The 17,241-nt window shown below is 64.6% G+C and carries 15 protein-coding genes; 10 read left to right on the plus strand and 5 right to left on the minus strand.

Annotated features, from left to right (window positions below; all coding sequences use genetic code 11):
- The first annotated feature begins 369 nt into the window (after nt 1-369).
- On the plus strand, nt 370-1,005 hold the full coding sequence (locus tag FNJ47_RS16400) for a LysE family translocator (RefSeq protein WP_163154824.1): 636 nt from the start codon (nt 370-372) through the stop codon (nt 1,003-1,005).
- Nucleotides 1,006-1,162: 157 nt separating this feature from the next.
- Here the strand turns inward: FNJ47_RS16400 and FNJ47_RS16405 are convergent, their stop codons facing one another.
- A complete protein-coding gene (locus tag FNJ47_RS16405) occupies nt 1,163-1,789 on the minus strand; it encodes a glutathione S-transferase family protein (RefSeq protein ID WP_106324250.1) in 627 nt (208 codons plus the stop codon).
- A gap of 220 nt (nt 1,790-2,009) precedes the next feature.
- Here FNJ47_RS16405 and pyrE point away from each other — a divergent pair, with 220 nt between their 5' ends.
- Complete coding sequence (gene pyrE, locus FNJ47_RS16410) at nt 2,010-2,573, plus strand: orotate phosphoribosyltransferase (RefSeq protein WP_163154826.1); 564 nt, start codon at nt 2,010-2,012, stop codon at nt 2,571-2,573.
- Between the two features lie 364 nt (nt 2,574-2,937).
- Complete coding sequence (locus FNJ47_RS16415; protein ID WP_163154875.1) at nt 2,938-3,735, plus strand: DUF2865 domain-containing protein; 798 nt, start codon at nt 2,938-2,940, stop codon at nt 3,733-3,735.
- 25 nt (nt 3,736-3,760) lie between these two features.
- Here FNJ47_RS16415 and FNJ47_RS16420 read toward each other — a convergent pair whose 3' ends face one another.
- Nucleotides 3,761-4,192, minus strand: a complete 432-nt coding sequence (locus FNJ47_RS16420; RefSeq protein ID WP_163154828.1) for a hypothetical protein — start codon at nt 4,190-4,192, stop codon at nt 3,761-3,763.
- 441 nt (nt 4,193-4,633) lie between these two features.
- On the opposite strand from FNJ47_RS16420, the gene FNJ47_RS16425 reads away from it, so the two are divergent.
- Nucleotides 4,634-4,927 (plus strand): GIY-YIG nuclease family protein, encoded by a 294-nt coding sequence (locus tag FNJ47_RS16425; protein WP_163154830.1) that lies wholly within the window; start codon nt 4,634-4,636, stop codon nt 4,925-4,927.
- A 276-nt stretch (nt 4,928-5,203) separates the two neighbouring features.
- Here the strand turns inward: FNJ47_RS16425 and FNJ47_RS16430 are convergent, their stop codons facing one another.
- A complete protein-coding gene (locus FNJ47_RS16430) occupies nt 5,204-5,437 on the minus strand; it encodes a hypothetical protein (protein WP_163154832.1) in 234 nt (77 codons plus the stop codon).
- 256 nt (nt 5,438-5,693) lie between these two features.
- Between FNJ47_RS16430 and FNJ47_RS16435 the strand changes: the two genes are divergently transcribed.
- The 3 genes from FNJ47_RS16435 (at nt 5,694) to rocF (ending at nt 10,370) form a co-directional block, all read left to right on the plus strand.
- Nucleotides 5,694-8,204: a glycogen/starch/alpha-glucan phosphorylase gene (locus tag FNJ47_RS16435; RefSeq protein ID WP_163154834.1), complete on the plus strand. Its 2,511-nt coding sequence runs from the start codon at nt 5,694-5,696 to the stop codon at nt 8,202-8,204.
- A 261-nt stretch (nt 8,205-8,465) separates the two neighbouring features.
- Complete coding sequence (locus tag FNJ47_RS16440) at nt 8,466-9,284, plus strand: acyl-CoA thioesterase (protein ID WP_163154836.1); 819 nt, start codon at nt 8,466-8,468, stop codon at nt 9,282-9,284.
- A gap of 108 nt (nt 9,285-9,392) precedes the next feature.
- Entirely contained in the window at nt 9,393-10,370 is a 978-nt protein-coding gene (gene rocF, locus FNJ47_RS16445) for an arginase (RefSeq protein WP_163154838.1), read from the plus strand.
- Nucleotides 10,371-10,605: 235 nt separating this feature from the next.
- Here rocF and FNJ47_RS16450 read toward each other — a convergent pair whose 3' ends face one another.
- Nucleotides 10,606-12,222, minus strand: coding sequence for a phosphoenolpyruvate carboxykinase (locus FNJ47_RS16450; protein WP_163154840.1), 1,617 nt, complete (start codon nt 12,220-12,222; stop codon nt 10,606-10,608).
- A gap of 884 nt (nt 12,223-13,106) precedes the next feature.
- Nucleotides 13,107-13,841, minus strand: coding sequence for a HugZ family pyridoxamine 5'-phosphate oxidase (locus tag FNJ47_RS16455; protein WP_163154842.1), 735 nt, complete (start codon nt 13,839-13,841; stop codon nt 13,107-13,109).
- A 239-nt stretch (nt 13,842-14,080) separates the two neighbouring features.
- On the opposite strand from FNJ47_RS16455, the gene FNJ47_RS16460 reads away from it, so the two are divergent.
- The 3 genes from FNJ47_RS16460 (at nt 14,081) to FNJ47_RS16470 (ending at nt 17,138) form a co-directional block, all read left to right on the plus strand.
- A complete protein-coding gene (locus FNJ47_RS16460) occupies nt 14,081-14,782 on the plus strand; it encodes a response regulator transcription factor (RefSeq protein ID WP_024578921.1) in 702 nt (233 codons plus the stop codon).
- 182 nt (nt 14,783-14,964) lie between these two features.
- Nucleotides 14,965-16,701, plus strand: a complete 1,737-nt coding sequence (locus FNJ47_RS16465; protein ID WP_430649385.1) for a stimulus-sensing domain-containing protein — start codon at nt 14,965-14,967, stop codon at nt 16,699-16,701.
- Nucleotides 16,698-17,138 (plus strand): HPr kinase/phosphorylase, encoded by a 441-nt coding sequence (locus FNJ47_RS16470; RefSeq protein WP_163154846.1) that lies wholly within the window; start codon nt 16,698-16,700, stop codon nt 17,136-17,138. Before FNJ47_RS16465 ends, FNJ47_RS16470 begins: the two co-directional genes overlap by 4 nt.
- The last annotated feature ends 103 nt before the right edge of the window (nt 17,139-17,241 follow it).

A 17,241-nucleotide genomic window follows, 5' to 3' on the forward strand; every position in this document is an offset into this window, starting at 1 on the left:
ATGCGGCTCCGCTCCAAGTAAGGTGAGCACCGGCAGACGGGCTCCCTCTCCCCTTGCGGGAGAGGGTGGGGAGAGGGGTATCACTCGGCGCGCTCTCAAGATGAGCTTCGATGACGCGCGGTTCGATATTGCGCGAGCCGCGCGTCTATTGATCATCGCGCCCGGGGCTACCCCTCTCCCCACCCTCTCCCGCAAGGGGAGAGGGAGCCTGACCGATGTGCTCACCTTACTTGCCGTGTGCGATCAGCCGTTCCGGCTGAAACTCTTGCACCGCCACCGCGGCCCATACATTGCTCCGAGAGCAATTCCAGCATGGCTGCGCGGCGGATGGCACGCTAGAAGTGTGTGCATCCCCACGCGAGACCCATCATGCCCCACACATCCGCTTTGCTCGGCTTTGCGCTCGTCTGCCTCGGCATGGTGCTGACGCCCGGGCCGAACATGATGTACCTGATCTCGCGCTCGATCACGCAGGGGCCGGCGGCCGGCATCGTCTCGCTCGGCGGCGTCGCGCTCGGCTTCGTGTTCTACATGTTGTGCGCGGCGTTCGGCATCACCGCGCTGCTGTTTGCAATTCCCTATGCCTATGACGCGCTGCGCTTTGCCGGCGCGGGTTATCTGCTGTGGCTGGCGTGGCAGGCGCTCAAGCCCGGCGGCCGCTCGCCGTTCCAGGTCAAGGCGCTGAAGGTCGACGGCCCGCGCAAATTGTTCGCGATGGGCTTTCTCACCAATCTGCTCAACCCGAAGATCGCGATGCTGTATCTCGCGCTGCTGCCGCAGTTCATCGATCCCACAGGCGGCAGCGTGCTGACGCAGTCGCTCGCGCTCGGCTCGATCCAGATCGTGATCAGCGTCAGCGTCAACGCGATGATCGCACTCGCCGCCGGCTCGATCGCGGTGTTCCTCGGCACCCGCCCGACCTGGCTGCTGGTGCAGCGCTGGCTGATGGGCACGGTGCTCGCAGGGCTTGCGATGAAGATGGCGCTCGAGGCGCGAAGGGCGTGATCTTCTTACCTCGCCCCGCTTGCGGGGAGAGGTCGGATCGCATCGTTAGATGCGATCCGGGTGAGGGGGACTCACCGCAAACTCAATTCTCACCGTCGTTGCGGCACCGCCCCTCACCCCAACCCTCCCCGCAAGAGCGGGGCGAGGGAGAAGAGGATCAATCCAGCTTCGCCTCCATCCCACGCTTGGTCGCGGGGCGGGCCATCAGCGTCTCGTACCAGCGCTTGACGTTGGGGAAGTCGGCGAGATCGACCTTGTGGCGCGGGTGGCGCCAGGCCCAGCCGAGGATGGCGAAATCGGCCACCGAGAGATCGCCGGCGACGAAATCGCGGCCATCCAGCCTGCGGTCCAGCACGCCATAGAGCCGTCGCGTCTCGGCCATGTAGCGCTTCAGGCCGTAGGCGCGGTCCTGCTCGTTTTCCAGCGCGATGAAGTGGTGCACTTGGCCCGGCATCGGGCCGAAACCGCCCATCTGCCACATCAGCCACTCATAGACCGGGATCCGCTCCGCCAGCGGTTTCGGCAGGAACTTGCCGGTCTTCTCGCCGAGATAGAGCAGGATCGCGCCGGACTCGAAAATGCTGACCGGCTTGCCGCCGGGGCCATCGGGATCGACGATCGCCGGGATCTTGTTGTTCGGGCTGATCGCGAGGAAGGCGGGCGCCATCTGCTCGCCCTTGCCGATATTCACCGGGATCACCTTGTAGGGCAGCCCCATTTCCTCGAGCGCGACCGAAATCTTGCGGCCATTGGGCGTGTTCCAGGTGTGCAGCTCGATGGTCATTTCCGCTTCCCGTGCAAGTGTTTGGCCGAGCGTTTGGCGCCTGCTTACGGGGAATGGAACGGCCGCACAACCGCGCTTTCCGCACACGGCTGCGCTGAAAATGGCGGCGCGGGCACTGTTGACGGCGGGATATACCCGCTGGAATGTGCCGGTAACCGCCGATAGATTGCCGGCCGCCTGAGACCCCAAGAAATCCCAACACCCTCCAAGGGAAAACGCCTTGTCCAAATCAGCTTCCCGCGCCCGCCTCGCCGAGATCATCCGCAAGCGTTCGTTCGGCCGCGGCGAGATCACGTTGGCGTCGGGCCGCAAGAGCGACTTCTATTTCAACCTGAAGCCGACGATGCTCGATCCCGAAGGCGCTGCATTGCTCGCCGAGCTGACCTATGAAGCACTGAAGGACGACAGGCTCGATCTCGTCGGCGGGCTCGAGATGGGCGCGGTGCCGCTCGCCGGCGCCATCGCACAGCTCTCCTGGCTGAAGGGCCACCCGATCGCCGCCTTCTTCGTGCGCAAGAAGCCGAAGGAGCACGGCGCGCGGCTTTCGGTCGAAGGCCTCGCCAAGGGCGAGACGCTGGTGGGCAAGCGCATCGTGATCGTCGAGGACGTCACCACGACAGGCGGATCGGCGCTGAAGGCGGCGGAAGCCGTGCGCGAGGCCGGCGGCGAGATCGCGCTGGTCTTCACCATGGTCGACCGCGAGGAAGGCGCGACCGAGACATTTACCGAGGCCGGCTTGCCGTTCCGCGCGCTGTACAAGGCCAGCGAGTTCCTGAAGGACTGAGGTTCTCTCCTCACCTCGCCCCGCTTGCGGGGAGAGGCATAGGCCGCCTGCGGCGGCCGTATCTCAAGGACGCCGAAGCAAAGCTTCGGCTATGTCGCATCGTAAGATGCGATCCGGGTGAGGGGGTACAGGTCTAACCTCGTTTGCAATTCGCGGATGCAGCCCCTCACCCCGACCCTCTCCCCGCAAGAGCGGGGCGAGGGAGAAGAGGGGTTCGCGCAACCCCGCCTTCTTCTTGTGACGCCGTCACGCCCGATCAATCGCTCGTTTACCATCCCACCCTATGGTGAATCCGCCGGGGCACTTTGTCGCCGCGGCGCGTCGGGTGGAGTTGGCGTTGCGTACAGAGTTGAGTGATCGGCGCATGCGGCGCCGCGTGATCCTTGCCGCCGCAGCCGTTGCGGGTTCCGTGCTGGTCGTGCCCGCACCCGTCTCAGCCGAAGGGCTGTTCGACTTCTTCTTCGGCGGTTCCCAGAAGCAGCAGGGCCGGCAGGCCCCGCCGCAAGCCAATTTCTTCGCCGATCCGTTCGGCCTCAACCAGCAGCCGGAACGGCAGACATCCGCACCTCAATCGGCAACGCGCGTGGCCGGTTCCGGACCGGCCTATTGCGTGCGCAGCTGCGACGGCAAGTATTTTCCGCTGACGATGCGCGGCAACGCGACGCCGGCGCAGCTCTGCCAGGCCTTCTGTCCGGCAAGCGCCACCAAGGTCTATTACGGCAGCCATATCGACAGCTCCGCCTCGAGCACCGGCGAACGCTACGCCGACAGCGAGAACGCCTTCGCCTATCGCAAGGCGTTGCGCGCCGACTGCACCTGCAACGGCCGCGACCCGGCAGGGCTCGCGCCGGTCGACCTCACCCTCGACGCCTCGCTGAAGGCCGGTGACGTGATCGCGACCACCGACGGCCTGGTCGCCTATACCGGCATCCGCGTCGGCAACGAGCAGTCGTTCGACTTCACCCCGGTCGCCTCCTATCCCGGGTTGACCGCGGCGGTCCGCGCCCGGCTCGGCGAAATGAAGGTCGCTCCGGTCAGCGCCGAGCTCGCGAGCGACGCGCCGCTGCCGGAAACCAGCCGCGATGTCGCGCCGCCGGCGCCGTCGTCGGTTGTGCCGAAGGGCAGCGCCGCAAAGCCCGCCAAGCGGGCCGAGGCGAACTGAGGGTTGCGAGCTGTGCGGGCGCCTGTCAGCGCGCCACGATCACGCCGATCACGTTCGGCGCAGCCAGGTACTTCTCCTCGATCGCGGCCCGCGCAGCGGCGCGGTTCTCCGGGTTGAGGAGGCCGCGCTTCTCGGCGAGGATCATCCAGCAATAGCCCCACCAGTCGGTCAGCATGCCGTGATCGTCGACGAGGTCGTAGCCCTGCTCGCCGGCGAAGATCCGCGCATGCGCTTCGTCGAGCGTATCGAGCCAGGCGTGATCCTCGAGCGAAAACAGCTCGTCGCTGAAATCATCCGTGGTGTAGCCCCAGATCGACATGCAGACCGCGTTGAACTCGCGATCGAGCTGGTCGTCGTCGATCGGCTGGCGCCGCGAGGCCTGATGCAGCCGCGACAGCGAGCGGGCGAAATCCGCGATGCGGGTGAGAGCGAATTGATCGAAGGCGATGGTGGACATGTAGTCCTCGCGGAGGCTGGGAGACCCTAGGTATTGTATCGGCGCAGCGCCGAATCATAATGATATATCAAAGACTTGCTAAAGTGTTCTTAATTCGTTCTGATTGGTTAAGGACTGGAACTTTCCTTCCGTCAACTCCATCCCCTCTTGGTCAGAAGCGGGCCAACAGTCACCGCGATCAGTATCAGCGCGAGGAACAGCATAAAAAGGATGAAGCCACAGACCGCCCCGAAGGATCTCTCAGGAGGTGGAGGTGGAACGTAAGTCATGCAGGCCCCTTAGTTGCGACTTCCAGATAGTCGCCGCCCAGTGTCTCAATTGCCGGTTGCGAGTGTCCTAACTAGGACAGTACCGGTTTATGGATCATTTTTAAGCGTCGTCCTGGCGAAAGCCAGGACCCATTACCCCGATAGGCTGAGATATCGCGAGCTTTGGCCACGTATGAGCACCGCCGGCAGCTACTACGTCTACATTCTCGCGAGCCGGCATCACGGCACGATCTACGTCGGCGTGACGAACGATATTCGCCTGCGGCTCGAACTGCATCGTTCGGGCCGAGGCTCCAAGTTTGTCTACAAATACCGGGTCTTCCGTCTCGTTCACATCGAAGAATTTGCCACACCGCAGGAAGCGATCGCCCGCGAGAAGCAACTGAAGTTCTGGAAGCGCGATTGGAAGATCAAGCTGATCGAAGCGGACAATCCGGATTGGAACGACCGGTCCGACCTCATTTGACAGTCGGGGTAATGGGTCCTGGCTTTCGCCAGGACGACGATGTGGCGCGAGCGAGCATCATCGCCCCGTCGCGCGCGGTCGCCGTCCCCGAAAGCAATTCGGGCCGCTGACTAAGTCAGCGGCCCGTTGAAAATTGCTTCGGTATGAAATGCGTCGGAGCTGGAAAAATGTGCCCGCCCCACGAGCGACAGGTGTGGTTGTAAAGGACTTGTTAAGCCTTGGAAATCCGTATCACCACGGTGTCCCAACCGGCGCATGAAAGCGCATTGCGCGTGTTCAATTCGCTGCGGACAGCAGCTTGTCGCCGCAGGCGTTCGCGTAGAACTTGCCACCGCATTGATGCTTGATGGCGGCGCAGCGCGCGGCGGGCGAAGCGTTCTGCGCCACGCTGAAGCTGCACGTCAGGCCGTCCGCGCTGCGGCCGCCTCTGCCTGCTGCGTAGGCTGCGCTGGTCGCCGTGATGCACACCACGAGCAATGCTGCGGCCGCGATTTCGATCAACAATCTCATCACGCATCCTCCGCCGATTGTCGGAAAATCCCGGCTTTCACAGCGCGATCGTAGCACCGGTGCCAGCAGGCCCGGAAGGTTCCCGGAGCGGCCCGGTCCTTGCATAAAATCGAGGCAGCGCCGGGTTTGGCCTTGTCCCGGACAGTTTCGGTTGCCATGCAAGGCGCGTATCATTGCGTTGGAACATGATCGAGAAACCGTGGATACCGGATTTCCGAGGGGATCATGCTCAAATCTGAACGGCAGGGATTGGGCGTTGCAGGAACAGACAAACTACCCGGCATTGAACCAGCCGATCGACGAACTGGCGCTGACCGAGATCAAGGGCGCGATCCTGGCCAAGCTGCGGCTTGCGATCGGCAAGGACGCCACGGTCGCAACCAGGCGCGACTGGTACAAGGCGGCGGCGCTGACACTGCGCGACCGCATCGTGCACCACTGGCTGACGGCCGAGAAGCAGACCTACGACGCCGGTGCCAAGCGCGTCTATTATCTCTCGCTCGAATTCCTGATCGGCCGCCTGTTCACCGACGCGCTGAATAATATGGGGCTGCTGCCGCTGTTCGAGGCGGCGCTCGGCGACCTCGGCGTTGATCTCTCCGACCTGCGCAAATGCGAGCCGGATGCGGCGCTCGGCAATGGCGGCCTCGGCCGGCTCGCGGCCTGCTTCATGGAAAGCATGGCGACGCTGGCGATCCCGGCGACCGGCTACGGCATCCGCTACGATTTCGGCCTGTTCCGGCAGATCATGAATCACGGCTGGCAACAGGAATATCCCGACGAATGGCTCGCCTTCGGCAACCCCTGGGAATTCCAGCGGCCGGAGGTGGTCTACAACGTCCATTTCGGCGGCCATGTCGAGCATGTCGACGAGCGCGGCCGCGACCGCGCTACCTGGCACCCGGCGGAAACCGTCGAGGCGATGGCCTACGACACGCCGATCGTCGGCTGGCGCGGCCAGCACGTCAACGCGCTGCGGCTGTGGTCGGCGCACGCGCCCGATCCGCTCCAGCTCGACGTGTTCAACTCAGGCGACTACGTCTCGGCCAGCGCCGAGCAGGCGCGCGCGGAAGCGATCTGCAAATTCCTCTATCCGAACGACGAGAGCGCGGCGGGCCGCGAGCTCCGGCTGCGCCAGGAATATTTCTTCGTCTCGGCCTCGTTGCAGGATCTGGTGAAGCGGCATCTCGCCTCGGACGGCGGCCTGCGCAACCTCGCGCAGAAGGCGGCGGTGCAGCTCAACGACACCCATCCGAGCCTTGCTGTCACCGAGTTGATGCGCATCCTGGTCGACCTGCACAGCTTCCGCTGGGACGAGGCCTGGAAGATCACGGTCGCGACGCTGTCCTACACCAACCACACGCTGCTGCCGGAGGCGCTCGAGACCTGGCCGGTCGAACTGTTCGAGCGGCTGCTGCCGCGACATCTCGAGATCATCTACCGCATCAACGTGGCCCATCTCGCGCTCGCCGAGGAGCGCTTCCCCGGCGACATCGAATACCGCGCCTCGGTCTCGCTGATCGACGAGCGCAGCGGCCGCCGGGTGCGGATGGGCCAGCTCGCCTTCGTCGGCTCGCACCGCATCAACGGCGTCTCCGCGATGCATTCGGACCTGATGAAGGAGACCGTGTTCCACGACCTCCACCATCTCTATCCCCAGCGCATCACCAACAAGACCAACGGCATCACCTTCCGCCGCTGGCTGATGCTGGCCAATCCGCGGCTGACCGCGCTGCTGCGCGAGACCTGCGGCGAAGCCGTGCTCGACGACTTCTCGTTGCTCGAGCGGCTGGAGACCCATTCGAGCGATCTCGAATTCCAGAAGCGCTTCCGCGACGTCAAGCATCACAACAAGCTGGCGCTGGCGCGGCTGATCGGCGAGCGCAACCACATCAAGGTCGACCCGTCGGCGCTGTTCGACGTGCAGATCAAGCGTATCCACGAATACAAGCGGCAGCTGCTCAACATCCTGGAGACGATCGCGCTCTACCACGCGATGAAGGACGATCCGGGTGCGAACTGGGTGCCGCGGGTCAAAATCTTCGCCGGCAAGGCGGCGGCGAGCTACCGCTACGCCAAGCTGATCATCAAACTGATCAACGACGTCGCCGAGGTCGTCAACAATGACGCCTCGCTCGGCGGCAGGCTGAAGGTCGCCTTCCTCGCCGACTACAATGTCAGCCTCGCCGAGGTGATCATCCCCGCCGCCGACCTCTCCGAGCAGATCTCGACCGCCGGCATGGAGGCCTCCGGCACCGGCAACATGAAGCTGGCGCTGAATGGTGCGCTGACCATCGGCACGCTCGACGGCGCCAATATCGAGATCCGCGACGCGGTCGGCGAGGAAAACATCGCGATCTTCGGCCTCGAAGCCGGCGACGTCATGGTCCGCCGCAAGCAGGGACTCGATGCCAGCGACGCGATCCGCAACTCACCGCGGCTCGAGCGCGCGATCCGCGCCGTCGAAAGCGGCGAGTTCTCGCCCGGCGATGCCGCGCGCTTCGCCTCGATCGGGCATGCGCTGCGCTATCTCGACCACTACATGGTCTCGGCCGATTTCGATTCCTACTACGACGCACAGCGCGGCATCGACGCGCGCTGGCAGGTGCCGCCGGCCTGGACCCGCGCCTCGATCCTCAACGTGGCGCGCATGGTGTGGTTCTCCTCCGACCGCACCATTCGCGAATATGCCGAGGACATCTGGCACGTGCCGGTACACCCAGGCGCCTCGCCGCTATTGGGCACCCAGCGTGAGGCGAAGGGGTAATCCCGGGGCGCGGAAATCGATTACGTTCGACGTCATTGAATTCGGCGTGGTCGCTGGGGTACTGCTTGTCCAAACGCAAACGTCATTGCGAGCCAACGGGTCGCGCGAACGCGCGCCCGATGACAGGCTCCGCGAAGCAATCCATCGCACAGCATATGCGGAAGGATGGATTGCTTCGTCGCTTCAGCGCAAAATTGCTTTGCAATTTTGTCGCGAGCTCCTCGCAATGACGGCTGGACAGATTTGCAGCTAGGAAATTGCATGCTCACCAAGACGCCGCACCTTTTCGATGAAGCAACTGCCGTGACTGCCGGCGACAGCCGCTGGCAGGGACGGACCAGCCCGGATTACTGGGCGTTCGTCGGCCCGTTCGGCGGCTGCACGGCGGCGACCATCCTGCGTGCCCTGATGCAACACCCGCAGCGCGCGGGCGATCCGCTGGCGCTGACGGTCAATTACTGTGCGCCGGTCGCCGAGGGCATGTTCGATCTCGACGTACGCCTGGTGAAGGCCAACCGCTCGAGCCAGCACTGGTCGGTCGAGATGACGCAAGGCGGCGGCGAGGTCGCGACGCTGGCAACCGCCGTGTTCGCCGAGCGCCGGCCGTCATGGTCGCACCAGCCGGCCGAATTTCCGGGTGCCGTGCCGTTCGAAGAGCTGCGGTCCTATCCGAAGCTCAAGATGACCTGGGCCAACCAGTATGATTTCCGCTTCGCCGCGGGCGAGCCGAAGCTCGGCGGCGCTGCCGCGAGCGAGCCGTCGAGCCCATATTCGAAGCTCTGGATCGCCGATCGCGTGCCGCGCAAGCTCGATGCGCTGTCGCTGATGTCGATGTCGGATGCGTTCTTCGGCCGCGTCTTCCACGCGCGCCACGAGCTGGTGCCGTTCGGCACGGTGTCGCTGACGACTTATTTCCACGCCGACGCGGCCGATCTCGACGCCGAGGATACCACCCGCGTGCTCGCCACAGCCGACGCCAAGGTGTTCCACAAGAGCTACGGCGACCAGCACGGCGAATTATGGTCACCCTCCGGCCGCCTGCTCGCGACCACGACGCAGATCGCCTATTTCAAGGTGTAAGCAGGCCGCGACTATCCACATGGCCGGATTGGACCGGGTTGCCTATTTCAAGGGTTGAGGGAACATTGGCGCGTCGCTTCTGTTCCACGCCCTTGGGAGCTCAGCCGCATGTCCGAAGCCGACAATTCCAAACCGTCCCGCATCGCGCTGCTTGGCGTTCCCATCGAAATCGGCGCCTCGCAGGCCGGCCCGCTGATGGGACCGGACGCGCTGCGCACCGCGGGCATCGCGCGCCTGCTCGAGCAGCTCGACTTCCGCGTTGACGACCATGGCAACCTTGCGATCCCGCAAGTCGTGGCCGACGGCCCCGTGCCGGCCAACACCAAATTCTACGACGAGGTGAAGACCTGGACCCGCGCGCTGTCCGAGCGCGCCTACTGGCTGGCGCATTCCGGCGCGATCCCGATCTTCATGGGCGGCGATCACTCGCTGTCGATGGGCTCGATCAACGGCGTCGCGCGCTACTGGCAGGAAAAAGGCCGGCCGCTGTTTGCGCTGTGGGTCGACGCGCATGCCGACTACAACACGCCGGCCACGACCATCACCGGCAACATGCACGGCATGTCGGCAGCCTTCCTGTGCGGCGAGCCCGGCCTCGACGATCTGCTCGGCGGACTGCCGCGCGCCTCGATCCCGCCCGAGCAACTCGACCTGATCGGCACCCGCTCGGTCGATCCGCTGGAGCGCAAGCTGCTGCGGCAACGCAACGTCTCGATATCAGACATGCGCCAGATCGACGAGTTCGGGGTCGCCGTGCTGACCCGCCGCGTCATCGACCGCGTCAAGGCAAAGAACGGTGTGCTGCATGTCTCGTTCGACGTCGACTTCCTCGACCCGGAGGTCGCACCCGGCGTCGGCACCACGGTGCCGGGGGGCGCGACCTATCGGGAAGCCCATCTCATCATGGAGCTGCTGCACGATTCCGGACTGGTGCGCTCGCTCGACATCGTCGAGCTCAATCCTTTCCTCGACGAGCGCGGCCGCACCGCGCGCGTCGCCGTCGAATTGATCGGCAGCCTGTTCGGTCTGCAGATTACGGACCGGCAGACGCCGAGTAATGCCGTGCTGCCGGAGATGGGGGAGTAGCGGAGCGCTCTTCCAGTCCCGTCATCCTTAGGTGCGAGCCTTGCGGCGCAACTGCGCCGCTGGGCGAGCCTCGAAGGATGCACGGCCACAGTCGGGCCGTCGACCCTTCGAGACGCGCTTCGCGCTCCTCAGGGTGACGGGATGACTTAGCATCGCGCGGCGATAGAGAGATCGAAAAACAGAAAAGGCGGCCACGAGGGCCGCCTTTTCAAATCACGAAATCAGCGCGAGCCAGCTACTCCGCCGCGAGCTTCACTTCCGGCGCGGCGGCGCGGACTTCGGCGTCGACCTGCGCTTCGAACTTGGCGAAGTTCTTCTGGAACATGCCGACCAGCGCACGCGCGGTCTTGTCGAACTCGGCCTTGTCGGCCCAGGTCTTGATCGGATCGAGAAGGTGCGGCTCGACGCCCGGCAGCGAGGTCGGCACCGCGAAGCCGAAATACCGGTCGGTGCGGAAGTCGGCATTGCGCAAGCTGCCGTTCAGTGCCGCGGTGAGCAGCGCGCGCGTCACCTTGATCGGCATGCGGCGGCCGGTGCCGTACTTGCCGCCGGTCCAGCCGGTGTTGACCAGCCAGCAATCGACATTGTGCTTGGCGATCAGCTCGCGCAGCATGTTGCCATACACCGACGGATCGCGCGGCAGGAACGGCGAACCGAAGCAGGTGGAGAATTCCGGCTGCGGCTCGTTGCCGAGACCACGCTCGGTGCCGGCGACCTTCGCGGTGTAGCCGGACAGGAAGTGATACATCGCCTGCGCCGGCGTCAGCTTGGCGATCGGCGGCATCACGCCGAAAGCGTCGGCCGCCAGCATCACGACGTTCTTCGGATGCGGCGCGCAGCCGGTGCGCGAAGCGTTCGGGATGAAATCGAGCGGATAGGCCGAGCGGGTGTTCTCGGTCTTGGAGCCGTCGTCGAAATCGGGCACGCGGTCGCGCTCACCGAGCACGACATTTTCCAGCACGGCGCCGAAGCGCTTGCTGGCGGCATAGATCTCCGGCTCGGCTTCACCCGACAGCTTGATGCACTTGGCATAGCAGCCGCCTTCGAAATTGAAGACGCCGTCCTCGCTCCAGCCATGCTCGTCATCGCCGATCAGCGTACGCTTCGGATCGGCCGAGAGCGTGGTCTTGCCGGTGCCGGACAGGCCGAAGAAGATCGCGGTGTCGCCGTCGGGCCCGACATTGGCCGAGCAGTGCATCGGCATCACGCCCTTCTCGGGCAGGTAATAGTTCAGCGTGGTGAACACGCTCTTCTTCATCTCGCCGGCATATTGCGAGCCGCCGATCAGGACGATCTTGCGGGCGAAATCGATCGCGACGACGTTCTCCGAACGCACGCCGTGACGCGCCGGGTCGGCGCGGAAGCTCGGCAGGTCGATGATCGTGAGCTCCGGCACGAAGCCCGCGAGCTCAGCGGTCTCCGGGCGAATGAGCAGCGTGCGGATGAACAGCGAGTGCCAGGCGAGCTCGGTGAAGACGCGCGTCCTGATGCGATGCTTCGGATCGGCGCCACCGTAGAGATCCTGCGCGAACAGCGTCATGCCTTCGGCATGCTTGAGGAAGTCGGCATGGAGCGTCGCAAACTGCTCCGAGGTGATCGACTGATTACCGGCCCACCACATGCTCTTGTCGGTCAGCCCGTCGCGGACCGTGAACTTGTCCTTCGGGCTGCGGCCGGTGAACTCACCGGTGTCCGCGCAAAGCGCGCCATCGGCCGAGAGCACTGCTTCGCCATTGCGCAACGAGTGCTCGTAAAGCTGAGGCGCACCGTAGTTCCAATACACGCCCTTGAGATTTTTTAAGCCGAATTTGTCGGCGCCAAAGGCACCGTTATGCACGCCCGTCTCTTGCACGAAGAACCTCCTCGAACCCGCGTATCCTTGTTCGCGCGAATGTCGCTAGTCGCGCCCCGTCGCGGTGATGACCGTCATCAGAATATAGCCTCTCGGCCCCGGTCCGGCGACCTAATAGTGGGGATCGCCGGGCTTGCCAAGCCAGTCGAACGGCTTTTGGTTTATTCCAAGGCGGGCACATCATCTGGCGCAAATACCGCAGCGCGAAACGCTTTCGCTTTGCTTTCGTTTTCTCGTTGTTTTCGCCGCGCTCGGACGACGTTTCGTCGCCTTTCCTGCTGCGAACAAGGCGTTGCGATGCACAAAGAGTGCCAGCGAACAGCATGTGCCCAGCGCCGTGCAAACCAAAAGGCATCGAGAATGCCGGGTATGCATTTCGCGCTGAGGATGTGCCGTTGAAACAAGCTGCCACGAGTTGACGCCGTCCACGATCGCGTTGCACATGGCAGGCACCGTTGGTCGGCAATGAGCAGCAGATGAGCAGGTTCGATCAAGCTCAACACGCCAGCGTCGAAGCTCGATCATCTCAATGCCTGGCAACGGCGAAATGTTCCGCAACGCAATCATGTGCAGCGTCGATGAGATCGTTGACCGCAACGATCGATGGTAACGCAATCACCGCGTCGCATGCGCGCGTCGACGCGGCCGGCACGTCGCGGTCAGCGTGTGCAGCAGCGCCAGAACTTCGCGCGCGCATGAAGCCGACCAGCGATGACGTGAAGTGCACGCACGAAATGATTGCGCTGTCACGCACGCTGCGAAGCGCGCGATGGCGGTTGGAAGCACTCTCGCTCCGCCTCGGCGAGCGGGCAGGCAGCCACGGCCATGCGACACCATGCCTCGCCGGACGCAGCACCGCCGTTCGGAGCGAGCCGGTCGCTCCGCTATCCCTTGGCGCGCGCCTCGCCGGCGAGCCGCACCAGCATCTTGCGCAGCTCGGTGCCGTTGGTGACCCGTTCGGGGAAATCGAGCCGCAGCGTGTTGCGGCCGGCCTGCATGTCCATGCCGTCGGGGTCGCAGCCGGTGCAGAGCCAGTCGGCGCTTGGCGCGCCGAGCAGCCGCGTGGCGTAGAGGTCCATGGCCTCGCGGTGATCCTCGTTCATATGTGCCACCGCGCCCGCCTCGGCCTCCAGCAGCGCGTCGGCCCCGGTGAGATCGGTCAGGAATTGCGCGGGCTTGAGGTCGACGATGCGGCCGAACCCGGCCACCAGATGGGCGCCGCTCGGCCGGATCACGAAGAACGAAAAATCCTTAAATTCTACAAAGGCTTCCGCCGATGGATGGACGCCGAGATAGCGTCCCCTGACGAGGTCGCGCTCGGCCTCGGTGACCTCCTCCGCCCGCCCCGCCAGCATGATCCGGGCGCCCTCCAGCGGATCGCCCTCGGCGCGCTCGTCCAGCATCAGCGACACCCTGTTGTCGGCAAGGATATTCTTGGTGTGCACCGCCAGCCGGGAAATCAGCAGGATCGGCGCGCCGTCGGGATGGCTCGCCAGGCTGACCAGCGAGCAATAGGGATCGCCGGTCCCGGCCATCAGGGTAGCAAGCGCGCCCTGGCGGCTGCGGCGGAGCAGCGAGCGGGCAAGGCGGAAAGGGTCGAAGTCGTCGGTCGGTTGCATGGGCCTATCGGGGTCATTTTGGGGCGAATCGGGCCGGTTCCCTTTGAAAAAAGGGCCTTTTCTCACGGTCTCAGGGTGCTATATGGGGTCCATCGCATGGGTCGCAGAGCGTTATTTGCGGAACTCGGTCACACTTCAGCCCAGCTTGCATTGCTCGTTGACCGCGCTCGAAGCCCATTTCTAACGGCGAGTCGCCTGAGTGCCCGCCGTTTAAGCCACTCTCATTGTGAAAGCAGCTCATGCCCACAATCGCCTTGGTCGACGACGACCGCAACATTCTCACGTCGGTCTCGATCGCGCTCGAAGCCGAAGGCTATCGCATCATGACCTACACGGACGGTGCGTCGGCGCTGGATGGATTTCGCACGTCGCCGCCCGATCTTGCGATCCTCGATATCAAGATGCCGCGCATGGACGGCATGGAAACGCTGCGCCGGCTCCGCCAGAAGTCCGACCTGCCGGTGATCTTCCTCACCTCGAAGGATGAGGAGATCGACGAACTGTTCGGCCTGAAAATGGGCGCCGACGATTTCATCCGCAAGCCGTTCTCGCAGCGCCTGCTGGTCGAACGCGTCAAGGCCGTGCTCCGCCGCGGTCAGCCGAAGGACCCGGCCGCCGCACCGAAGGAGCCGGACGCCCGCGCGCTCGACCGCGGCCTGCTGCGGATGGATCCGGAGCGCCACACCTGCACCTGGAAGAACGAGCCGGTGACGCTCACCGTGACCGAATTCCTGATCCTCCAGGCGCTCGCCACCCGCCCCGGCGTCGTGAAGAGCCGCAACGCGCTGATGGACGCAGCCTATGACGACCAGGTCTATGTCGACGACCGCACCATCGACAGCCACATCAAGCGGCTGCGCAAGAAGTTCAAGGTGGTCGACGACGACTTCGAGATGATCGAGACGCTGTACGGCGTCGGCTATCGCTTCAAGGAAGCCTGATCTGCGCCTCCCGGGCGGCTTGTTGACTGACAGGCTCCGCACGGCTGGGGTAAGCTCGGGCAAACATCTGCTTCGCGGGACGACATCCATACCAACCGGCAGCTTTGCCAGTGCTTGATCGAACGCAGCTCGAGCAAGGCCAGAACACCGAGGACGCCTCGCAGCTCCTCGATCAAGAGGCCGTGGCCGACGATCTGGTGCAGGACAAGGGCTGGCGCCGTCCACTCGGTTGGCTGCGCCGTGCCGGTCAGTTCTTCTTCGCGCTGTCGTTCTCGAGCCTGACGCGGCGCATCGTCTCGCTCAATCTCGCCGGCCTCGTCGCGCTGGTCGCAAGCATCCTCTATCTCTCGCAGTTCCGCGCCGGCCTGATCGAGGCACGGACGCAGAGCCTCCTGGTCTATGCCGAGATCATCTCGGAGGCGATCGCGGCGTCCGCGACCGTCGAAGGCAATACCGTCACCATCGATCCCGACCGGCTGCTCGACCTGAAGCCCGGCGAGAGTTTTGGCCAGCCGGATGAATCGGCTGATTTCTCGATCAATCCCGAGCGTCTCGCGCCGATCCTGCGCCGCCTGATCGCGCCGACCAAGACGCGGGCCCGCATCTTCGACCGCGATGGCGGCCTGATCCTCGACAGCCGCAATCTGTTCGCGCGCGGCGACGTGCTGCGCATGGAGCTGCCGCCGCCGTCGGAAAAGCCGTCGCTGTATGAGAAGAGCAAGGCCACCATCAAGACCTGGCTCAACCGCGGCGACCTGCCGATCTACCGCGAGCTCGGCCCCGAAGGCGGCCGGGGCTATTCAGAAGTCGCGCAATCGCTCGATGGCATGAAGGGCAGCGCGGTGCGCGTCACCGACCGCGGCGCGATCATCGTGTCGGTTGCCGTTCCCGTGCAACATTTCCGCGCCGTGCGCGGCGCGTTGATGCTGACCACCCAGGGCGACGACATCGACCAGCTGGTGATGTCCGAGCGCCTCGCCATCCTCAAGATCGGCGGGGTCGCCTCCGCCGTCATGATCGTGCTGTCGCTGCTGTTGGCGAGCACGATCGCAGGCCCGGTGCGGCGGCTCGCCGAAAGCGCCGAGCGGGTCCGTCACCGCATCCAGACCCGCGTCGAGATTCCCGATTTCACCGGACGCCGCGACGAGATCGGCCATCTCTCCGGCGCGCTGCGCGACATGACCAACGCACTCTACAGCCGCATCGAGGCGATCGAGATGTTCGCCGCCGATGTCGCCCATGAGCTGAAGAACCCGCTGACGTCGCTACGATCAGCAGTCGAGACGCTGCCATTGGCGCGCAACGAGAACAGCCGCGGGCGGCTGCTCGCCGTGATCGAGCATGACGTCAGGCGGCTCGATCGCCTGATCTCCGACATATCCGACGCGAGCCGGCTCGATGCCGAATTGCAGCGTCAGGACATGGCGCCGGTCGATCTGCGCCGGCTGCTGACGACACTGACCAGCGTCGCCAACGAGACCAGGCTCGGCCACGACGTCGCCGTCGAAGCCCGCTTCGAGGGCCGCGGACCGACCGATTCGCTCTCGGTGCCCGGCCATGATTCCCGGCTCGGCCAGGTGATCTCGAACCTGCTCTCGAACGCGCAATCGTTCTCCAAGCCTGGCGACAAGGTGCGCATCGTCTGCCGCCGCACCCGCGGCGAGGTCGAGATCGTGGTCGACGATGATGGGCCTGGCATCGGCGAGGACGCGCTGGAGCGGATCTTCGAGCGCTTCTACACCGACCGGCCGCACCAGGGTTTCGGCCAGAACTCCGGCCTTGGGCTTTCGATCTCCAAGCAGATCATCGACGCGCATGGCGGGCGCATCTGGGCGGAGAACCGTCCGGGCCCTGCGGACGAAGACGGCAAGCCCACCGTGGCCGGCGCACGTTTCGTGGTCAGGCTGCCAATACTATGAGCGACAATTCAAGCGTGCACGCATCCGCCGTTCTGGTCGGCGAGCGTGCGGTGCTGATCCGCGGCCCGTCGGGCTCCGGCAAGTCGCGCCTCGCCTTCGATCTGATTCTCGCCGGACGCTCCGGAGCACTCCCGCCGGCCGTTTTGGTGGGGGATGACCGTGTCCATCTCGACACAGCCGGCGAACAATTGTGGGTTCGCCCGGCACCGCAATTGGCCGGTTTGATCGAGATCCGCGCCCTCGGAATCCGCCATTGCCCGTTCGCAAGCGAGGCCGTGGTCGGGCTGATCGTCGACCTCGCCGCCGACGATGCCGAGCGGCTGCCGCCGCCCGAGGCGCTCAGGACTCGCCTTAATGGCATCATACTACCGCGAATTGGCGTGCCGGCCCGCTTCCAACCCCTGCCGCTGGTTGTCGCTGCGCTGACGACAACCTGAAAGTTCATGGTCCCGTAATCTTGCGGCTAATTGTGGGAAGGGAATTGGTAACCATATCACATCCACTATCGCGTCGGATTTTGCCGGCGCAGCCTCCCCTCTC

This window comes from Bradyrhizobium uaiense (genome assembly GCF_010811875.1).
Lineage (GTDB): Bacteria > Pseudomonadota > Alphaproteobacteria > Rhizobiales > Xanthobacteraceae > Bradyrhizobium > Bradyrhizobium uaiense.

Excerpts from the sequence above, each read along its gene's own strand:
- FNJ47_RS16400 (WP_163154824.1), top strand. The coding sequence starts at position 370 with ATGCCCCACACATCCGCTTTGCTCGGCTTTGCGCTCGTCTGCCTCGGC.
- FNJ47_RS16405 (WP_106324250.1), bottom strand. The coding sequence starts at position 1,789 with ATGACCATCGAGCTGCACACCTGGAACACGCCCAATGGCCGCAAGATT.
- FNJ47_RS16415 (WP_163154875.1), top strand. The coding sequence starts at position 2,938 with ATGCGGCGCCGCGTGATCCTTGCCGCCGCAGCCGTTGCGGGTTCCGTG.
- FNJ47_RS16420 (WP_163154828.1), bottom strand. The coding sequence starts at position 4,192 with ATGTCCACCATCGCCTTCGATCAATTCGCTCTCACCCGCATCGCGGAT.
- FNJ47_RS16425 (WP_163154830.1), top strand. The coding sequence starts at position 4,634 with ATGAGCACCGCCGGCAGCTACTACGTCTACATTCTCGCGAGCCGGCAT.
- FNJ47_RS16430 (WP_163154832.1), bottom strand. The coding sequence starts at position 5,437 with ATGAGATTGTTGATCGAAATCGCGGCCGCAGCATTGCTCGTGGTGTGC.
- FNJ47_RS16440 (WP_163154836.1), top strand. The coding sequence starts at position 8,466 with ATGCTCACCAAGACGCCGCACCTTTTCGATGAAGCAACTGCCGTGACT.
- rocF (WP_163154838.1), top strand. The coding sequence starts at position 9,393 with ATGTCCGAAGCCGACAATTCCAAACCGTCCCGCATCGCGCTGCTTGGC.
- FNJ47_RS16455 (WP_163154842.1), bottom strand. The coding sequence starts at position 13,841 with ATGCAACCGACCGACGACTTCGACCCTTTCCGCCTTGCCCGCTCGCTG.
- FNJ47_RS16460 (WP_024578921.1), top strand. The coding sequence starts at position 14,081 with ATGCCCACAATCGCCTTGGTCGACGACGACCGCAACATTCTCACGTCG.
- FNJ47_RS16470 (WP_163154846.1), top strand. The coding sequence starts at position 16,698 with ATGAGCGACAATTCAAGCGTGCACGCATCCGCCGTTCTGGTCGGCGAG.